The 16,276-nt window shown below is 58.1% G+C and carries 18 protein-coding genes and 2 pseudogenes; 11 read left to right on the plus strand and 9 right to left on the minus strand.

Annotated features, from left to right (window positions below; all coding sequences use genetic code 11):
• Positions 1-198: 198 nt before the first annotated feature.
• The gene (locus tag ACS4RS_RS25720) at positions 199-720 is read right to left on the minus strand and encodes a sigma-70 family RNA polymerase sigma factor (RefSeq protein WP_439012877.1); all 522 of its coding nucleotides are present in this window, start codon (positions 718-720) and stop codon (positions 199-201) included.
• A 381-nt stretch (positions 721-1,101) separates the two neighbouring features.
• Positions 1,102-1,341, minus strand: coding sequence for a hypothetical protein (locus ACS4RS_RS25725; RefSeq protein ID WP_439012878.1), 240 nt, complete (start codon positions 1,339-1,341; stop codon positions 1,102-1,104).
• Positions 1,342-1,866: 525 nt separating this feature from the next.
• Between ACS4RS_RS25725 and ACS4RS_RS25730 the strand changes: the two genes are divergently transcribed.
• The 8 genes from ACS4RS_RS25730 (at position 1,867) to ACS4RS_RS25765 (ending at position 6,140) form a co-directional block, all read left to right on the plus strand.
• Positions 1,867-2,112, plus strand: coding sequence for a hypothetical protein (locus tag ACS4RS_RS25730; RefSeq protein WP_449314081.1), 246 nt, complete (start codon positions 1,867-1,869; stop codon positions 2,110-2,112).
• 300 nt (positions 2,113-2,412) lie between these two features.
• Positions 2,413-3,369, plus strand: a complete 957-nt coding sequence (locus ACS4RS_RS25735; RefSeq protein ID WP_439012880.1) for an SDR family oxidoreductase — start codon at positions 2,413-2,415, stop codon at positions 3,367-3,369.
• An 8-nt stretch (positions 3,370-3,377) separates the two neighbouring features.
• Positions 3,378-3,626, plus strand: coding sequence for a DUF6894 family protein (locus tag ACS4RS_RS25740; protein ID WP_439012881.1), 249 nt, complete (start codon positions 3,378-3,380; stop codon positions 3,624-3,626).
• Positions 3,627-3,637: 11 nt separating this feature from the next.
• The gene (locus ACS4RS_RS25745) at positions 3,638-4,000 is read left to right on the plus strand and encodes a hypothetical protein (protein WP_439012882.1); all 363 of its coding nucleotides are present in this window, start codon (positions 3,638-3,640) and stop codon (positions 3,998-4,000) included.
• Positions 4,001-4,392: 392 nt separating this feature from the next.
• Entirely contained in the window at positions 4,393-4,551 is a 159-nt protein-coding gene (locus ACS4RS_RS25750) for a hypothetical protein (RefSeq protein ID WP_439012883.1), read from the plus strand.
• 431 nt (positions 4,552-4,982) lie between these two features.
• Positions 4,983-5,432 carry a DUF2383 domain-containing protein gene (locus ACS4RS_RS25755; RefSeq protein ID WP_439012884.1) on the plus strand — a complete coding sequence of 150 codons (450 nt, stop codon included), beginning with the start codon at positions 4,983-4,985 and terminating at the stop codon, positions 5,430-5,432.
• Between the two features lie 8 nt (positions 5,433-5,440).
• On the plus strand, positions 5,441-5,725 hold the full coding sequence (locus ACS4RS_RS25760) for a hypothetical protein (protein WP_449314082.1): 285 nt from the start codon (positions 5,441-5,443) through the stop codon (positions 5,723-5,725).
• 121 nt (positions 5,726-5,846) lie between these two features.
• Entirely contained in the window at positions 5,847-6,140 is a 294-nt protein-coding gene (locus ACS4RS_RS25765) for an alpha/beta hydrolase (protein ID WP_449314092.1), read from the plus strand.
• A gap of 302 nt (positions 6,141-6,442) precedes the next feature.
• On the opposite strand, the gene ACS4RS_RS25770 is transcribed toward ACS4RS_RS25765, so the two are convergent.
• The 5 genes and pseudogenes from ACS4RS_RS25770 to ACS4RS_RS25790 form a co-directional block, all read right to left on the minus strand.
• Positions 6,443-7,389 (minus strand): IS630 family transposase gene (locus ACS4RS_RS25770; protein WP_439009225.1). Its coding sequence is split into 2 segments (ribosomal slippage): positions 6,443-7,048 and positions 7,051-7,389, totalling 945 coding nucleotides; the frame shifts between segments, so codons are not numbered across the junction.
• Between the two features lie 109 nt (positions 7,390-7,498).
• Positions 7,499-8,509, minus strand: coding sequence for a DUF3618 domain-containing protein (locus ACS4RS_RS25775; protein ID WP_439012886.1), 1,011 nt, complete (start codon positions 8,507-8,509; stop codon positions 7,499-7,501).
• Positions 8,509-8,925, minus strand: coding sequence for a phage holin family protein (locus ACS4RS_RS25780; protein ID WP_184377937.1), 417 nt, complete (start codon positions 8,923-8,925; stop codon positions 8,509-8,511). The genes ACS4RS_RS25775 and ACS4RS_RS25780 overlap by 1 nt, the downstream gene beginning before the upstream one ends.
• Positions 8,918-9,442 (minus strand): nutrient deprivation-induced protein, encoded by a 525-nt coding sequence (locus ACS4RS_RS25785; RefSeq protein ID WP_449314093.1) that lies wholly within the window; start codon positions 9,440-9,442, stop codon positions 8,918-8,920. Before ACS4RS_RS25785 ends, ACS4RS_RS25780 begins: the two co-directional genes overlap by 8 nt.
• Positions 9,443-9,790: 348 nt before the next feature.
• A pseudogene (locus ACS4RS_RS25790) lies at positions 9,791-10,806 on the minus strand (sensor histidine kinase).
• 206 nt (positions 10,807-11,012) lie between these two features.
• Here ACS4RS_RS25790 and lov point away from each other — a divergent pair.
• Positions 11,013-12,049 (plus strand): annotated as a pseudogene (gene lov / locus ACS4RS_RS25795) (blue-light-activated histidine kinase).
• A gap of 135 nt (positions 12,050-12,184) precedes the next feature.
• Here lov and ACS4RS_RS25800 read toward each other — a convergent pair.
• Entirely contained in the window at positions 12,185-13,093 is a 909-nt protein-coding gene (locus tag ACS4RS_RS25800; RefSeq protein WP_439012888.1) for a nucleotidyltransferase and HEPN domain-containing protein, read from the minus strand.
• Positions 13,094-13,421: 328 nt separating this feature from the next.
• Here ACS4RS_RS25800 and ACS4RS_RS25805 point away from each other — a divergent pair, with 328 nt between their 5' ends.
• Both ACS4RS_RS25805 and ACS4RS_RS25810 read left to right on the plus strand, forming a co-directional pair.
• On the plus strand, positions 13,422-14,561 hold the full coding sequence (locus ACS4RS_RS25805; protein WP_439012889.1) for an RHE_PE00001 family protein: 1,140 nt from the start codon (positions 13,422-13,424) through the stop codon (positions 14,559-14,561).
• A gap of 4 nt (positions 14,562-14,565) precedes the next feature.
• Complete coding sequence (locus tag ACS4RS_RS25810; protein WP_439012890.1) at positions 14,566-15,213, plus strand: hypothetical protein; 648 nt, start codon at positions 14,566-14,568, stop codon at positions 15,211-15,213.
• 107 nt (positions 15,214-15,320) lie between these two features.
• Here the strand turns inward: ACS4RS_RS25810 and ACS4RS_RS25815 are convergent, their stop codons facing one another.
• A complete protein-coding gene (locus ACS4RS_RS25815; RefSeq protein ID WP_439012891.1) occupies positions 15,321-16,256 on the minus strand; it encodes a DUF2971 domain-containing protein in 936 nt (311 codons plus the stop codon).
• Positions 16,257-16,276: the final 20 nt, after the last annotated feature.

The following is a 16,276-nucleotide window of genomic DNA, read 5'->3' on the forward strand; positions in this document are numbered from 1 at the left end:
GTCACGCCGAACTCCGACAGAGACCAAACTGTTCCATGCGGAGGCATCGGGGCGCTTTATGCGCGTCGGCCTGTTCGTCGGGAACTGATCCATGGAGGCGGGCGGAAAATTCCGGCGTCGGGTGGCTCCACGGCACTGAAGCTGGCTGGAAGCCTTGCGTACAGTGCTGGGCCTTCGACAGGCCCCTTCGCGGGACGTTCAGTCGTAGTTATCCCCGAGCATTGACAGCAAAGACCCGCGGGCACGGTTGACGCGGCTTTTCAAAGTACCGATCCGGCACCCGCACAGCCGTGCAGCGTCCTCATAGCTCGTCCCGGTCGCGACCAGTATCAGCGCGCGGCGCCTGTCGTCTGGAAGTTGCGTCAGCGCATGTTCAAGCTCGCGCTCGCGCAGCGCCCACTCCTGGCTCGGCGCAATCGAGACCTGTTCCATTGCCGCTTCCATTGCGGTCGGCTCGCGTTTCTGTCGGCGGTAATTGGTGCAAAACGTATTTCGCAGGATGGTGAACAGCCAGGATTTGAGAGAGGTGCCTGGTCGGTAGAGGTGGAGCGAGTTCAATGCCTTTACCAGAGTTTCCTGCACAAGATCATCGATATCGTCTTCGCTGCGCAGGAACCGTCGGGCAAAGGCACGCAACGCCGGCGTCAACTGGACGATCTCCGATTCGAGAGCGGTTTTGCTTTTACAATTTGACGCAGAGCGAATTGGGAATGAGGTCATTTTTCCCTCCTATGATGAGAAGGAAAGCTGCGTTGGAGCTCTTCGTTGCTGTACGATAGCGGACCAAAGTCTGATCCCGGTGACCGATGTCCGCTTTTAGGGGAGATGGGGCGGCCTCCGCACGAACTAACTGCAGAAGCGTACTCGTTGCCACGCCGGCGCGGCCTGGTCGGCCAGGCCACGTCATCGGCGTGCCGCTTTACGTGTGGCCGCTAATGAGGTGTGCGCTTTGTCGTGCGATCCACAAAAGATGGGTATGTAGGCCCAGCACGGTGGAAAAGCAGAAGGGGCCGAGGCAAGGCAGATCAGGTCTCATATCGACGTCAAGCGGAAGCAGTGGCTAAAGTATTTTAGGGGTTCCGCTTTGCTGGCTCAATGCTTTTACGCTTCCACCTCGCCGTAAAGCTGGCCGCACATTGTCAGCGAACGGCGCATCGCTGCCACGCGCTCTTCGGCATCTTTAGCCGAATATGCCCATATTTCGCTCGCCCAGCTCTTTCCGCCCATATTGTATTGCAGCGCAAACCTGTAGAGCTTTCGATTATCGCCATCCGTGGTCACGAAGGCGGCATCGGGAGCGTCTCGATTATTTCTTACTCTGCTGAAAATCAAAACGTTCACAACATGCTCCTCCGCTAGATGTCAATCGTGCGGCACCAGGGTAAGACGCCGCATTCGAAAACCTAACCAAGCCGTCTGGCTTTCGTTCCCTCTGATGAGCCGTCCTTGCGGCCGCGACCGGACATCCCGAGTGCCCAACGGTCGCCTCCGTTTCGGTATAGGCGCAACCGCCTTTGCGGTTGGAATCCCTCGCCCGAGCCAGACGCGGCGGAACGGGTCCGCCATACATCTTCAGGCGCAAGAGCGTGCTCCCGGACAGGATCGCGACCGATCAAGACAGCCGGAATGAAAGAAACCTTTGCCGATGAGCCCCATTCCGATGCGACGGCAACGACCAGCCTGGCGAAAGATGAGACTTCGTCCTCTTTGCACCTCGGCGTTCACCGCACTTCCTTCGAAGCCCACGCCTCGATGTCAAAACGAACCTGCTGAATCGTCCATGTCGAGGTTCTATAGATCTATGAGGGAACGATTTGCCGTTCGCACGGTTCGGGTGCCTCGCAGGTGTAACCGCGGAGCTAATCGATGGGCAAAGAGGCTGGACGGAGGAAACTGATGTTGAGGCTCCCCGAGCTCCGTCATGCGTTGGCAGATCGATATAGTGAGGCGTTGGGGGAGATTTTTGAGGCTTATGATCTTGCCTCCAATGCTCTGGACCGCTTCCAAAGGCAACATCCCAGGCAACAGACACTGATCAACGAGTACGAACAGGTTTGCCGTGAAATTGAGCAAGAGGTCATGGTTTATTGCATGAAAAAAACCGAGCCTTGAAAACGATCCGGATCGTTCGCGAAACGGATCATCTAAGCCATCGCCCGAGTGTCGGAACCGAGGTCCCGCAAGGGCGCCTTTCCATTCGTTCCCTTCTACGACAGCTACCGCAGAGAACGACGGTGCCTTCGAGGGCGGGTCAGAATCCGTCGCAGGAAAATGATTGTCTTTGGCGAGTGAGAAGATTGCACCGAACGTGCCCGCGCCAACCGTGTCACCAGAAACCGGTCTTTTTGCTGCACGCCATCGGGACCTTTTTGCGCCCCCAACGTTGCCTTCCAAGGAGAAGAGGAGAGCGAGATGTCATCAAAAGCCACCACTGCCAAGCAACGCGATATCCAGGCTGAGGTCGAAAAGGCCGACGAGAAAGCGAAATCAAAGGCGACCGGCGCGATGCAGGCTGGCGCTCGGCACTATCCCGAACCACCGTTTCCGAAAGTGCATCAGGACAAGCCCGGCTCGGAGGCTGATCTTCCGCTCGCCCCAATGTACGACGCGCCGTTCTACGAAGGCTCGGGAAAGCTAAAGGACAAGGTCGCCCTCATAACAGGTGGCGATTCCGGCATCGGCCGTTCCGTGGCGATTCTGTTTGCAAGGGAGGGCGCCGACATCGCCATCGTTCATCTCGACGAGGATCGGGATGCGGCCGACACGAAGGCGGCTATCGAAAAGGAGGGCCGCGAATGCCTCGTCATCAAGGGTGACGTGAAGGATCCGGAGTTCTGCCGCGACGCTGTCCAAAGGACTGCCAAGCACCTCTCGCGCCTCGATGTACTCGTAAACAATGCCGCGTTCCAGGTCCACACCGCCGACATCGAGGACCTGACCGACGAGCACTTTGATGAGACGCTGAAAACCAACCTTTACGGCTACTTCTACATGGCGAAGGCGGCCATACCTCACCTGACGAAGGGGTCGGCGATCATCAACACGGGATCGGTCACAGGACTGGAAGGATCGAAGGAGCTGCTGGACTACTCAATGACCAAGGGTGGTATCCATGCTTTCACCAAGGCTCTCTCAAGCCAACTCGTTCCAAAGGGCATTCGGGTCAATGCCGTGGCGCCGGGACCCGTCTGGACGCCATTGAACCCTTCGGACAAGCAGGCCGATGACGTTGCCAAATTCGGCAGTCAGACGCCAATGAAGCGTGCGGCGCAACCCGAGGAGATCGCGCCCGCCTACGTCTTCCTCGCCTCCCCGCAGATGTCGAGCTACATCACCGGCGAGATTTTGCCGATCGTCGGCGGATATTGAGGCCGGCGATGGCGATGTTCTATTTCCAACTGCTCGATCATGAAGGCGTTCGCCCAATGGAAATGGCGTACGATTTCGATTCCGCCGAAGCGGCGATCAAAGAGGCGCGAAGGGCCCTGTCCGAAATGGCGGCGGAGGGTGTCCCGGCTAGCGAATACAATATGTTGTCCATCGAAGTCTTCGACGCACAGCGCAACCCCATCCGGGAAATCAGGCTTGTTCTCGAGGAGATCGACAAGTCTACGGGCTCATCTTGAGGAGATTTAATATGGTCACCAACCGCAACGATCCCGGAGCGCCCAGGGTCACGGAAACCGCCACCGAAGCCAGGCAAGGGAGCTATGGAAAGCCCGTGTTCGCCGTTCTTGTCTTCGGTATTCTACTCGCATTGCTGGCGTGGGGAGGCGTCGAAATATGGGGCGAGAGTATCGATCGAGATGCGAAGCCGACCGCATCGACGACGCCCGATCCGATCAACGCGCAGCCTTCCGGCGCGGGTACCTTTGACAACAACGCCGCCGACGGCAGTAGCCGTCCGCCTGAAGCCACGGACCGGTCTCCAAGCCCGAGCGGTAACGGTGGTGGCCCGACGCAGGTTACGACGCCGGCGGGGACGGAGAAAACCCGGTAGCCAATGTCCGCTGCGGCGGGTCGATCAAGGCCCGGAATCCCGGCAGGTGCGTCATGTCAAATCGACCGCGCCTCTAACGAACGAAGGCCGCCCGGAGGACCAGATGAAGATCACTGGGAGCCAAGGAGCAGCACGAGGCCACGGAGCGAGAGGGCGCAGACGTAACCGATCCAAAAACCATGACTCCGGCGAATTAACGACGGCAGACAGAAGAAGGTGGGGCAGACGAGCTTCCACCCTCGGCGGCTGCTCGGACTGAAAGACGTCGGTGACCAGCGCATTCATTGCGGATGCAGTGTGGCCGTCTCGTAAAATCAAAATTATTGGGAACATGATCTTCTCATCAAAGTTCACTTCCCGAGGTCATCAAGGTCTCAAGGAGGAATACAATCATGGCATCCACAGACACATCGCATTCCAAAGGCGGCTCGAAGTCGGGCGCAGCCAAGGGCGCTTCGTCGGCAAAGACAGGCGCCTCGTCAGGCAAGCAGGGTGGCTCCCACGAGCAGCACGTCAAAGCCGGCGAGCAGAGCCACAAGAACTCGAAGTAGCTTCAATCCTCTATGTGAATGTCCTCGAAGGGCGCGGATCATTCCGCGCCCGAACTGCATCAGCGATGCTGCGGAGGCGCCTTGCCTTGCTTGACGGATGGTTCGCGTCCGCTGACAAGCAGCCTGCTGAACTCCTCGAGGAAGGCGATTTTTTCGTCCACCAGCCAGGAGCGTTCCCTCGTCAAGAGAGCGGCAGATCTCAGCCTTCATTGGTCATGACCGATATACTCGAAGTGCTCGCGTTCGAGGGGCATGATCTCTCCATCTTGCATTGAAGATGCGGCGGCATCAACAACGTCAAACCATCGGAACGGCTGGAGTTTCAGCGCGGAGCCCACGAAAAAACTGTACGATACAGGACGCTCCACCTACGGCTGGAACAAGAGTTCCCGAACCCCGTTCCCTGATCTCCCTAACCAAAGGAGAACGACATGGTCACGATGGTAGGTAACGAGGCGGACATCAAGGATCTTGTGAAGAACCTGCTGTACCTCGAGCACGACGCGATCGCCGCGTATGACTCCTGCATTGAGCGCCTCGACAGCCGGGAGTTCGCCAGCCAGATTTCCGTCTTCAAGGAAGACCACCTGCAGCACGTTCAGGTCCTGACGGCAATGGCACGGGAACTCGGTATCGAAGCTCCGACAGAAGGGGACATGAAGCAGATGCTGACGACCGGCAAGATCGCGCTAGCCGACCTCATGGGTGACGCCGCGATCTTGAAAGCGATGAAGACGAATGAAGACGACACGGTGACTGCCTACGAGCGGGCGATCCGTCATGAGGATGCCATCCCCGCCTCGAAGGCGTTTTTCATGAAGGCTCATCAGGACGAGGAGAAACACAGGTCCTGGATGGAGACGAAAGCCAAGACGCTCTGATTTTGACAATGGCCCGAACCAACGAGCCTGCGGCCGTCCAATCGCGCGAAGGCGCTCCCGATATCGGGTCGAGCGCCCTCGGCTTGTCCGGCAATCTTGAGCGAGGGCAATTGACTGAACACTCGTTGATCATCTTACTCCATGGCATAGGCGCGTCTGGGGCACAGCTTATGCCGTTGGCCTCTTCCTGGATCGCCGGCCTCCCCAACGCCCGCTTCGCGGCACCGGACGCTCCCTTCCATCATCATCGCTACGGACATCAGTGGTTCAGCGTCGAGGGGCAATCCGCTTAACCACGACCGCATTGTCGCGGTCAGAGAGGCCTTCGATAGCGTAATCACCGACGTCGCCCGGCGGGAAGGCTTCGGAAACGCCCATGACCGGATCGCCTTCGTCGGTCTCTCCCAGGGAGCCATCGTTGCCCTCGACGCTGTTGCCTCAGGTCGCTGGCAGATCGGAGCTCTCGTCGGATTTTCCGGCCTTCTTCCGCCACAGCCGGTTTCGCCAGCAAGCAGGAACGTGCCCGTTCTTCTCGTGCACGGCGAGGATGATAGGACAATCCCGCCGCTCGCTTCCAGGCTCGCCGCCGCCCAGCTCGGAACGGCCGGCTTCAAGGTCGAGCTGCACGTCGAGCGGGGAACAGGTCACACGATTTCCACCGCCGGCGCGCAGAAGGCGTTATCTTTCCTCAAGAAGTCGCTGCTTTAGGTTCGAGAGAAACCTGGTCGATTCGACGTGACGGGCGCGCTCGGTCGTCTGAATTCCGACGAGCGATCGACGCTTTGGCACTACCTGCTGAACGCCTGCCCCCGCTATGCTGGGCTTCGTATCGATCACATCCTCTTAAATTCGCCGGCACTAACCCTCTAGCGAAAAGCGAAGGTGGACAACCACGTCCGTGGCCGAGGCCACAGCAGCGATCATCGCCCGTCTGGATCAAGTGAGAAACCCGACCGCCACCGCTAGAACGTTGGTATTCGCTTGGGTGAACGACTTAGAGCGGGATGATTTTACGTCCGTTCATATCCGGCTTCCTTGAAGTAGTTTAGGCACTCTTTTGGCGAGACGGTTTGGAGGATGGCTGCCAGTGCGTCGTCGATGGCGTTGCGGGTTCTGGCCTGTGCCTGTCGCAGCCCGTGTTTGAGCTTGGCGAAGAGCTTCTCGATCGGATTGAGATCTGGGGAGTATTGCGGCAGAAAGAATAGTCGGGCGCCTGCCCTGCGGATGGCGACCCGGATCGCCTTGGCTTTATGCGAGCCGAGATTGTCCATCACGACGATGTCGCCAGGTTTGAGCTCTGGCACCAGCACCTTTTCGACATAGATGAGGAAGCGCTCGGCGTTGATGGGGCCATCAATGATCCATGGTGCGCTGACGCGGTCGGTTCGAAGCGCGGCGATGAAGGTCATCGTATTCCAATGGCCGAAAGGAGCTTTGCCCAAGAGCCGCTCGCCACGCGGCGCCCAGCCTCTGAGCGGCGCCATGTTCGTCTTCGTCCAGGTTTCGTCGATGAAGAGAAGACGGGCCGGATCGATGCGATGGCGATGCTTCAGCCAGCGCGCCCGCCTGGCGGCGACGTCGGGTCGCTCCCGTTCGCTGGCGACCAGCGTCTTTTTTTATAACTCAGCCCTTCATCCCGGACGAAGGCCCAGACGGACCGGTAATCCACGTCCAGACCCCGCTCCGCCAATTCCGCGACCAGCCCGCGCAACGTGAACGCACTCGCGCGGCAGCGTTCGACAAGCCATTCCCGGTGGCCACCGCAGATCGCCCGCGGCTTGTGGCCGCCCATCTGGCCGGGTGCTGCGCTGCCCGTTGTGTGGAACCGCCGTACCCAATCGATCGCGGTGCTGATGCCAATACCGAAGCGTTTGGCCGCAGCCCGGCACGACAGCCCCTCCTGCGTCACCGCCCCGACAACACGCTCTCGCAGATCATTCGAAAAAGGTCTCGCCATCCAGACCGGCCTCCTTACCGGCCTGAAGGATGAATCTGATTTGCGTCCAAAAGGGAATCCCAATTGCGATTCCACCTAAAATCATCCCGCTCTAGCGCCAAAGACATCGTCAGCTTGGGGTTGGAGTATCTCGACTGGTTGCTGCTCCGCTTTTCAACGCATCAACCTCCTCCGAAAGGCGGTCCTTGATCTCGTCGTGAGCGTCCGATGCCACACTGGCTGCGCGTTCATAGATGTCCGATGCAGCGGCTGTTCCTCGATCGACTAGCTCGGAGCTCTGAGCGCCCAACGCGTCCTTGGCGCCGTCTGAGGCCTCTCCTGCCAATTCGTCTTCCGTCTCCGTGCTAGGAAGGGCTGCGCCAATAGCAGCTCCGACAGCAAATGCCAACGCCCCTCCAACCAGCGGCTGATCGCGAAACTGGGTAAGGATCAGGGTGTTGAGGTCCGTGGCCTGTTCCTGCAGATTTGTCGCAGCAGATGTCGTTCGGCTGGTCAGCGAGCTTGCCGTCCCCGCCGCGCTCTCTGCTATATCGTGCGCTGTCGCCTTAACTTGCTCCCATTTTTCCGCAGCCCAGCCGGATGCCGCGTCGAAGATCGCCCCCGTCTCGTCGAGGATTTGATTGACCTGTTTTCCGCTGGCATCGACGAAACCGCGATAGATCTTACCTGTGTCGTCCATAAAATGGCCGGCGCGGCGTCCCGTTTCGTCGGTGAGCGCTTTCAGTTGCCGGCCGGAGCCGTCGCCGAAGTGACTGTATCGCACGCCCCCGATCGATGTGGGCGGGCCAAGGCGACGAACCGGCCCTTGAACGGGATAGAGTTCATATTCCGGTTCCCGTGAAGAAGCGGATGCGGTCGCCGAAGGGGCGCCTTTGGCCATCAGCCAGGCTAGACTGACGCCCATCAGCGCCACAGGCAGGGGATTGTCTTTAAGGGCACGCCCAAGGTTTCCGACGAACTCGCTGCCTCCGCTATTCCTCGCGTAAGCCAGAACCTCATCCACCAGTTGGCCGGGTGACATTCGTTCCTGGATAGCGTCAATTCGATCTCCAAGCCGTTGCCGATCTCGCTCAATTTCTCGCTGGAGCTCAGCGGATGTTTTGTCTGGAGAGGTTTCCATCAGAGTTTATCCTTCACGGTTTGCACGTCACGGCCAAGCGAAGTCGTGGTTCGTTCGAGCGTCAGGTTGTTGCGTCGGAAGACGGCGAGACCGCGTGCGATCATGATCCATGCAATCAGCCCGATGACGACGCCGACGGCTGCGGACGCCAGCGCATTGGCAGTCGGCTCGGCAAACCCTTGAGCCACGAGGAATGCGGCGACACCGCTGACGATGGCACTCAACAGGACGCCGACCGCACCGATCGCCAGAACCAGGCCGATCAGGAGGATTTCGACACCGCCCAAAGCATCCGATAGCTTCTCGGCCGCTTCGGTTTTGGCCAGGTCGATTTCTTTTCGCAAGAGACCAGTGACGTCGCGCAGAAGTCCGCTGATCAATTCGGACAGCGGCGTGTTTTCCGAGATCTTAGTCATTTGAATTGCCCTCGCTTCCGGAAACTGATCTCACCGCTTGCGATGGCCCGGTCGGTCGGGTTTGATCGTTCCTTTTTGCAGAGGCGATCAGGAAACGACTTGCAGTTAGGCCCGCGAGTGCTGCGATTCCGAGAAATGCCATTGGCTGCCTGCGCCCGAAATCCTCGGCCAAAGTTGCCATTTCACCGAGGTCCTTGCCTTCGATCCTTTTGGCAACATCGGCAATGCTGCGACCGATTTCGCGGGCGTAGCGGCCGACCTGCCGCTGATCAGCCCCCTCCAGTTCAGCCCCGACCTTTTCGAGGGCCGTTGCTATGCCGCTCACCTGATGGGCGGCATAGTGGGTCTGCTCGGAAACCACCTCGTCGACCTTCTCGATGACGGCGCCGGAGCCCTCCTTAATCATCTCTCTCGTCGAGCTGACATCCTCGTTGAGTTTGTTTTTCAGGTCAGTCACTGGCGAGGCGTTCGCAGACGGACTGCCTTCTCCTACCGGAGCGGAAAAATCATTTGTCATCGAGAGCCTCCCTGGATCCGATTCCTTTGTGGGCGCCGAACCTCGATCTTCCAGCTTTGTTCCCGGTGGGTTTGTGTGTTCCAAAAAAACTTTTTGCGCCACAGCCCAGGAGGCAGAGCGTGCTTCAGACATCAGCGCAGACGAAACGAGCGAACCGGGCACCCACAAGACCATCGTCCCAACATCCCGCCACCATAGTGATCAAAGCAGATGCCAGGCAGTTCGACGGAATAACGTTCGAGCGTCGTGACGTCTTCAGCGCCCGTCCGCGCTGTTGGCCGCAAGCTGCTCGTGCCGCATGCCACGGGCCTGTATCGCGCCGGTTCGAACGGCCCGCCGAGGAAATATTTACAGCTGGGAGCCGGAACAATCTTTGGCTTCCAGCTTCTGAAGCGACGCATCGAACCTGATGGCGATACCTGTTGGAGCGTAATCGAGAGAAACATCTCCGAACGCGGCGAGACTCGCTCTAACGAGCCGCGAGCCGAAGCCCTTTCTCTTTGGTCTTTCAACAGCCGGTCCGCCGCTTTCCTGCCAAAGCAGGTAAAAGCGATCGTCACCGGCCTTTCGCAGCACCGACCACTCGATTTTGACAGATCCGCTGTCCGCCGACAAAGCCCCGTATTTTGTCGCGTTCGTGACCAATTCGTGCAGCACGAGGGAGAATGAAAGCGCCGCCTGGGGGTTCAGGTGAACGTCAGGACCACTTGCTACGATACGGTCTGGCTCAAGTCCGAGATTGATTGCGGTCGCCTCGACAATCGTACCCATGGTCGCCGACAGCCAGTTCTTCTGCAGTAAAATATCATGGGCGTTTGCATAGGCATTGATGCGCGCCGAGATCGACTGCTCGGCTTCCGCAATGCTGCTCGCACTTCGAAAGGACTGGCTGATGATCGCCTGAACGACGGCCAGCGTATTCTTGATGCGATGGGAGAGCTCGTGCATCAGGACGCGCTGGCGCTCCTCGTTTTCTCTCTGCTCGGTTCGATCCCTGAGGATCTTCAGGAAGCCTTCGAGTTCGCCGACATCCGACCTCAACGCCATCATCTGGCCCGACGCCCAGAACAACGAGCCATTCTTTCGAACGTGCCATCGTTCGTCATCCCCATGACCGTCCGTCAAAGCGGCGGTCATTTCCCTTTGCGGCACCCCCCTTCACGGTCCTTCTCCGTGAAAATCAAGGCCACGGGCTGGCCGATGATTTCCGTGTCTTCCCAACCAAGGATCCGGCGTGCACCTTCATTCCACGTGGTCACGAAACCTTCGAGATCCACAACGATAATCGCATATTCGATGGCACTCCGGAGGATCGCTTCGAGAAAGCGTTCACGAGCGGGACTGGAATGGGAAAAGCGGTTCATGGTCTAGTTCCGCGCCTGATCGTTCAAATCACTTGAGAATGAACTTGCCTCAATCCTATACCTGACGCTGCCGTATTGCCATCGCGCGTGATGCTTATGCGGCACGGTGTTCGCAAAGCCTCTTAAGTAAGTCAAATAGGTGATCGTCGGGGAAACAAAGGAACGCAGACGACGTTATCAGCCAATGACTTATAAAGCGTAGACGCATGACGACCCACTCGACAAAGAAACTGCACGGAGACCTGCCTTCGGCATCGTCAAAGGCAGCCTTGGCCGATCGGAAAGAATTAGCGGCGGTCGCGTTCGAACGCACGAGGATGCCCATGGTCGTCACCGACGCACGCAACCCCGATCTGCCCATCGTTCTGGCAAACAAATCATTCCTCGATCTGACAGGGTATGCCGCCGACGAGGTGGTGGGTCGCAATTGCCGATTTCTGCAAGGGCCTGCGACCTCACCGATTGCTGTTGCCGAAATTCGCGCCGGCATCGCCGAGGAGCGTGACCTCAGCGTCGAGATCCTCAATTATAAGAAAAGTGGAGAGCCATTCTGGAACCACCTGCACTTGAGCCCCATCCATGGGGATGAAGGAAGGATCCTATATTTTTTGGATCGCAAATCGACATGACGGAGTATCGGCGGGTCGAGGCGCTGGAGGCTTCCGAGCATCGCCTGCTCATGGAGGTCGACCACCGGTCGAAAAATGTCCTTGCGATCGTTGACAGCATCGTTCGCCTCAGCAACTCCGACGACCCGGCCCTTTATGCCGCCGCCATCCAGCATCGCGTGCAGGCGCTTGCGCGTGCACATAATCTGCTTGCTGAACGAGGTTGGGCGAACATTTCCGTCGAGGAGATCGTTCGGCTACAGGTGACGCCGTTTGCAGCGACCCGTGCCGCTTTAAGCGGACCGGATATCAGGCTGCCGGCGACGGTTGTTCAGCCGGTTGCGCTCGTTCTTCATGAGCTCGCCGTCAATGCAGCCCGTCATGGTGCGCTTGCCGTGCCTCAAGGTAGGCTTTCCATCAGCTGGATGCGCGGACCGTCGGACGCCGGCTTCAGGCTTCGGTGGGAGGAGGCGGGCGCTGGCACGGCGCCGCGGTCAACCAAACGAGGTTTTGGCACGGTGATCGTCGGCGCGATGGTCGAAAAACAGCTGAAGGGGCGTGTTGAGAAAACTTGGTCGGATGATGGGTTGCTAATCGAGATAGAGGTTCCTTCTGCCGGCTCTGCGGCCCGATGACGGATGTGGCACAGCCGCCTTCAGCCCTGATCGACGCAACATGGAATGGCCTGAAATTGGTCATAAAGCCGTCGCTCGATCGGTGACTGGATCGATAGATCAAACAGCTCATGGACGGACCATCGCGCGACGCCGCTACCTGCCATTTCGCTCAAGCATCGCCAGATGCTCTGAGCACACCGTCTTAATCAGCTCAAGCAACAAGGCGGTTTGCTCTGCAAGCCAGCCAAGGGCTTCCTCGCTAATCTCGAAATGCTTGGAATACCGCGCCTTCACATAGGCCTCGTTTAGGGTGTTGAACCAGGCGCGCTCACGGTGCTGATCGCGAGGAAATGCTTCGGCCAGACGCCGGTTCTGTTCCTCGGCGAGAGAGCGGAGGAATTTGATGTTATGGGACGGCGGACCATAATTGGTAAGCGTAAGGAGGACGCAGGAATAGGCTTGCTCGATTGATTGGTGGAGTTCGAAGGCACCCACGCGAAGTTCTTTCTCGCCAACATAGAACCTGGATCCCTTCAGAAATGTCTGCGCCAGTGAAAACCGATCCTCGAAATGCTCCTTTGCCACCCGCAGTCGATCGGCCGGTGAGAGTGGCTTGGGTTCCGCAAGCGGCTCATCATCGAGTTCGTAGAGAACAATGCCTTCCTTGCGGATATCGGAGAAGAAGTATTGCCCTTCCTTGAGGTAGGTGTTCACCTCCCGCCTGGAATGGACGATGAAGCTCACCGGAGTTTCGATCGACTTGTCGTGGATCAGCCGGTCGGCTGCCTTGTGCCAGTATTCGGCGAACTCGCAGAGCTTGCGGTTGTTGACGATGATCAGAAGATCGAAGTCCGACCGATAACCCTTCATCGTGAAGGGTTCATCCACCCAGCCACCCTTGGCGTAGGAGCCAAACAGGATGATCTTCAGGATGCGCCCGCGCTTCTTGAATTCCGCCGTGCCATCCTTCAGTGCGTCTTCGAATTCCTCGTGCAGGATCTCCAAAACGCGGCCAATCTCGCGTTGTTTGCGAAGCGGGATGTGATCGAGCGACGACTTCATGGGAACATCGATAGGCGAAAGATGCAGCAGCGTCCACCCGCAGTTTTAGGATATCAGCGGAGGTTCTCCGGCAGTGGCAGAACCGGGTTATCAACGCTGTTGAGAGATTGGCAAGGAAAACGCAACCGATCGTCTGGCGCCTATGAATGTATTCAAAGTCAGCATGCAGCAAATGTTAAAAAGTTTGGTTCGGATTTTGTAGTATAACTTAATTTTACCTCTCGCTTCCGATAAGCATTACTTATCGGAAGTGAGATCTCGTCCCAGAGATATCACCCTGTAACGAACCATAAAATAAAGATAGAGTTCATTTAGCAAATCATTTACCATGATTTCAATGTCTTATGATCTCGCCGGATTGCCTATCCAGAGCCTACTGCGACCCATTTCGGACGCGGGTTCGGCATTGACCCGTCTTGATGAGCGCATTGCCCGTTCGCCCATCGGCGAGGGCTGGATTCAGCGGACGCATTTTGCCGACGCCTGCGCCTCGCTGTGGATCGACGGTGAACTCGTGCATCTCGAAGATCTGGTTCTCCACGACGCCACGAAGGATATTCGCGCCCCAACCCACGAACTGACCATCGCCAGCGACGTTCTAAGAACCCGCCGGCGCGTCGCCGCCCAGCCGGCAGGCTGGGCACTTTCGTCTGACGGTGTTCGCAGGCTCAGGCAAGCCTCGGACATGACGTTTGTCACCACCGAAGAAGCGGAGACGGTCGCCGCCAATCGTGTGGTCGCGATCCTTCCGGGAGGGGAGGGGAAAGACGCCGATGACTGTGGCGAAAGCCTCCCGGGTGTCGACTATACCGCCATCGATGCGGTACTGGCCAGATCGGAGGCCGCCATCGAGAATGCAACACGGCCCGGCGGTGGCGGCGCGCAAGAAAAAGATCCGATGATCTACGATCTTGATTGGGACGAAGACGCGCGGCTTGACGAATGGCGCGGTGTGCTGCGGCAGGTCCAAGACCTACCGGCGGTCCTACAGGCAATCGTCTCCATCGACGCCTGGAATGAAATTTCGGTGCTGCAGCACGCGCCGTGGCTCGGCCGGTTGCTGGCCGCGTCGATCCTGCGGCAGGCTGGCGTCACCACCGGCACCCATCTTGCGGCCGTCAATCTCGGCCTGAAATCTGTTCCCGTCGACCGGCGCAGGCATCGCGATCGCGATGTGCGCCTCCTTGCGATTGCCCAGGGGCTGATTGCCGCGGCCGACACCGGCCTGAAAGAACACGATCGGCTGGCTCTTGCGCGGCAGATGATGGAACGGAAGTTGGTCGGTCGGCGGACATCCTCAAGACTGCCGGAGCTGATCGACCTGGTCATCGCTCGGCCGCTTGTCTCCGCGGGCATCGTGGCCGAGGTATTGAAGATGAAGCCGCAGTCGGCGCTGCGGATCGTTAGCGAGCTCGGTTTGCGCGAGATGACGGGCAGGGGAAGATATAGGGCGTGGGGGATCGTCTAAAGCAATGATGACGGAGGAAGGCATACAAGCCCGTATCGAGGACGCTCGTAAAATGGGAAGCGTAGGTTCCGCCGATTGGCAATCCTATACGTGGAAGAACGAACTTGCAGAGCAGCGCCGTCGAATACTGCTACACCTTGAGGAGGTTCTTGGGGAGGCGCGTACCGAGCACAATCCTTATCACATGCTGGAACGGGCGATTGGAATCGCCGCCGTCTGCATGCGGCGGCTGATCGAATGCCGTCTGGTGACGGATCGCTTCCGCGACACGCCTCTGGAGGTCTATGAGATTGGCGTTAAGAAAGACGTTGAATGGCGCGAGCCATTCGTGAGCCGAACAGCGAGCGAGATCTTCAATAACTATGATATGACGGCGCGACGTCTCGAAAGACGCAAGCCGAAAGTTATCTCCGACAAAATCTTGCATGCTCGTGTCATCGGCGTTCTTTCCGGAAGCGCCTATCTGCCGGACGGCTTGCTGATCGCTTCGGACACGCAGAGCAAGACGCAGCTCTTTCATTTCACGTCGCTGGAGATTGGAAGCATTTTTGGTGCATTCTTGGATGACGAGGTTCGACGCGCCTACGATGGTTATATGGACTCGGGCGGGAAGGTGCTCGGGACTCAGAACGTGTTCGCCACAAGGGATTGACGCTTTGGAAGGCGGATGTGGCTGCAATTGCCGCTGTTACGAATCTCCATCCATCGTTGCCCTTCCGTTTGTGACGGCGGGGAGCCACAATTCGCAGTCGCAGCTGATCATTCTAAATTCTCGAACATTTCATAAACCAAGCGCGATCGTCGGGGGAGCGAGGCCGCGAGCTCAGCGGCGTCGAGGACGTATTTCTTAAGACGGAATGTGCCAGAGACCTCCCGCATCTCAAAAAATCGCACGGGCCGGCGTCTGTTTGTGAGCGCTTGGACGATGGTAAATTTGACTGTCGATTTGCAGCGTATTCCGAAGATGACCTCTTCGAGTTCAAGCGGAGAATCCTGAGCGCCGCGTTTCCCGATCAGGCGCCATTCGCGTTCATAGCCCCAGCTTGCGGCTTTGCGAAGGAGAACAGCATTATCGACCCGGCGACGAGCTTCACTGTCGCTATCCATTACGGCGACCTCACTGGCCAGAACCTTTCGACTGCCGCCGTAGCTGATCTTATGCAGATTTGGTTTTGCGTCTGGTGGAATAGAATAGGCGGCGCAAATCCCGTTGTGCTGATCGCCATAATGGCTCCACATAAGGGGGCACGTTGCACGCGAGCCGAAGGAGACGATTCCCCGATCATAACGCCGCAGGAGTTCCTCCTCGAGATACTGGCGAAGAAGCCAGCGGAGCGGGTCGTCTCCTTCGTAGCTTGGATCCGTCGCATGATAGCGGATCTCTTGAAGAAGTTGGCTGGCTTCCTTCTGACTATGCCGTGCTATGTGGTCGATGGTTTTCGGGCCACGATATTTCAGTGATTTTGCGGCGGCCTGCATCTCGGCAAGAACACGCCGTTCCCGCAGACGGCTGAGAACCAGTTCCAACTCATCATTGGATAGATCGACATCGAGGCTTGGGCGACAATCGAGGGGGTCGTTGAAGTCGCGGGGATCTGAATAGTAAAGCTCATCGGCGACCAGCATGTCGAGAAGGCGAGGACTGAACGCACGATACTTGTACAGGAGTTTTGGCGGCTTGGCTGCCTCAGCCATATTTCCCTCGCGGATGCTAT

It is taken from the genome of Rhizobium sp. F40D2, assembly GCF_051810745.2.
Lineage (GTDB): Bacteria > Pseudomonadota > Alphaproteobacteria > Rhizobiales > Rhizobiaceae > Rhizobium.

Excerpts from the sequence above, each read along its gene's own strand:
- ACS4RS_RS25745 (WP_439012882.1), top strand. The coding sequence starts at position 3,638 with ATGGTCACCAACCGCAACGATCCCGGAGCGCCCAGGGTCACGGAAACC.
- ACS4RS_RS25780 (WP_184377937.1), bottom strand. The coding sequence starts at position 8,925 with ATGACTAAGATCTCGGAAAACACGCCGCTGTCCGAATTGATCAGCGGA.
- ACS4RS_RS25800 (WP_439012888.1), bottom strand. The coding sequence starts at position 13,093 with ATGAAGTCGTCGCTCGATCACATCCCGCTTCGCAAACAACGCGAGATT.
- ACS4RS_RS25750 (WP_439012883.1), top strand. The coding sequence starts at position 4,393 with ATGGCATCCACAGACACATCGCATTCCAAAGGCGGCTCGAAGTCGGGC.
- ACS4RS_RS25740 (WP_439012881.1), top strand. The coding sequence starts at position 3,378 with ATGGCGATGTTCTATTTCCAACTGCTCGATCATGAAGGCGTTCGCCCA.
- ACS4RS_RS25735 (WP_439012880.1), top strand. The coding sequence starts at position 2,413 with ATGTCATCAAAAGCCACCACTGCCAAGCAACGCGATATCCAGGCTGAG.
- ACS4RS_RS25805 (WP_439012889.1), top strand. The coding sequence starts at position 13,422 with ATGATTTCAATGTCTTATGATCTCGCCGGATTGCCTATCCAGAGCCTA.
- ACS4RS_RS25785 (WP_449314093.1), bottom strand. The coding sequence starts at position 9,442 with ATGACAAATGATTTTTCCGCTCCGGTAGGAGAAGGCAGTCCGTCTGCG.
- ACS4RS_RS25775 (WP_439012886.1), bottom strand. The coding sequence starts at position 8,509 with ATGGAAACCTCTCCAGACAAAACATCCGCTGAGCTCCAGCGAGAAATT.
- ACS4RS_RS25720 (WP_439012877.1), bottom strand. The coding sequence starts at position 720 with ATGACCTCATTCCCAATTCGCTCTGCGTCAAATTGTAAAAGCAAAACC.
- ACS4RS_RS25760 (WP_449314082.1), top strand. The coding sequence starts at position 5,441 with ATGGCCCGAACCAACGAGCCTGCGGCCGTCCAATCGCGCGAAGGCGCT.
- ACS4RS_RS25810 (WP_439012890.1), top strand. The coding sequence starts at position 14,566 with ATGATGACGGAGGAAGGCATACAAGCCCGTATCGAGGACGCTCGTAAA.
- ACS4RS_RS25730 (WP_449314081.1), top strand. The coding sequence starts at position 1,867 with ATGGGCAAAGAGGCTGGACGGAGGAAACTGATGTTGAGGCTCCCCGAG.
- ACS4RS_RS25755 (WP_439012884.1), top strand. The coding sequence starts at position 4,983 with ATGGTCACGATGGTAGGTAACGAGGCGGACATCAAGGATCTTGTGAAG.
- ACS4RS_RS25815 (WP_439012891.1), bottom strand. The coding sequence starts at position 16,256 with ATGGCTGAGGCAGCCAAGCCGCCAAAACTCCTGTACAAGTATCGTGCG.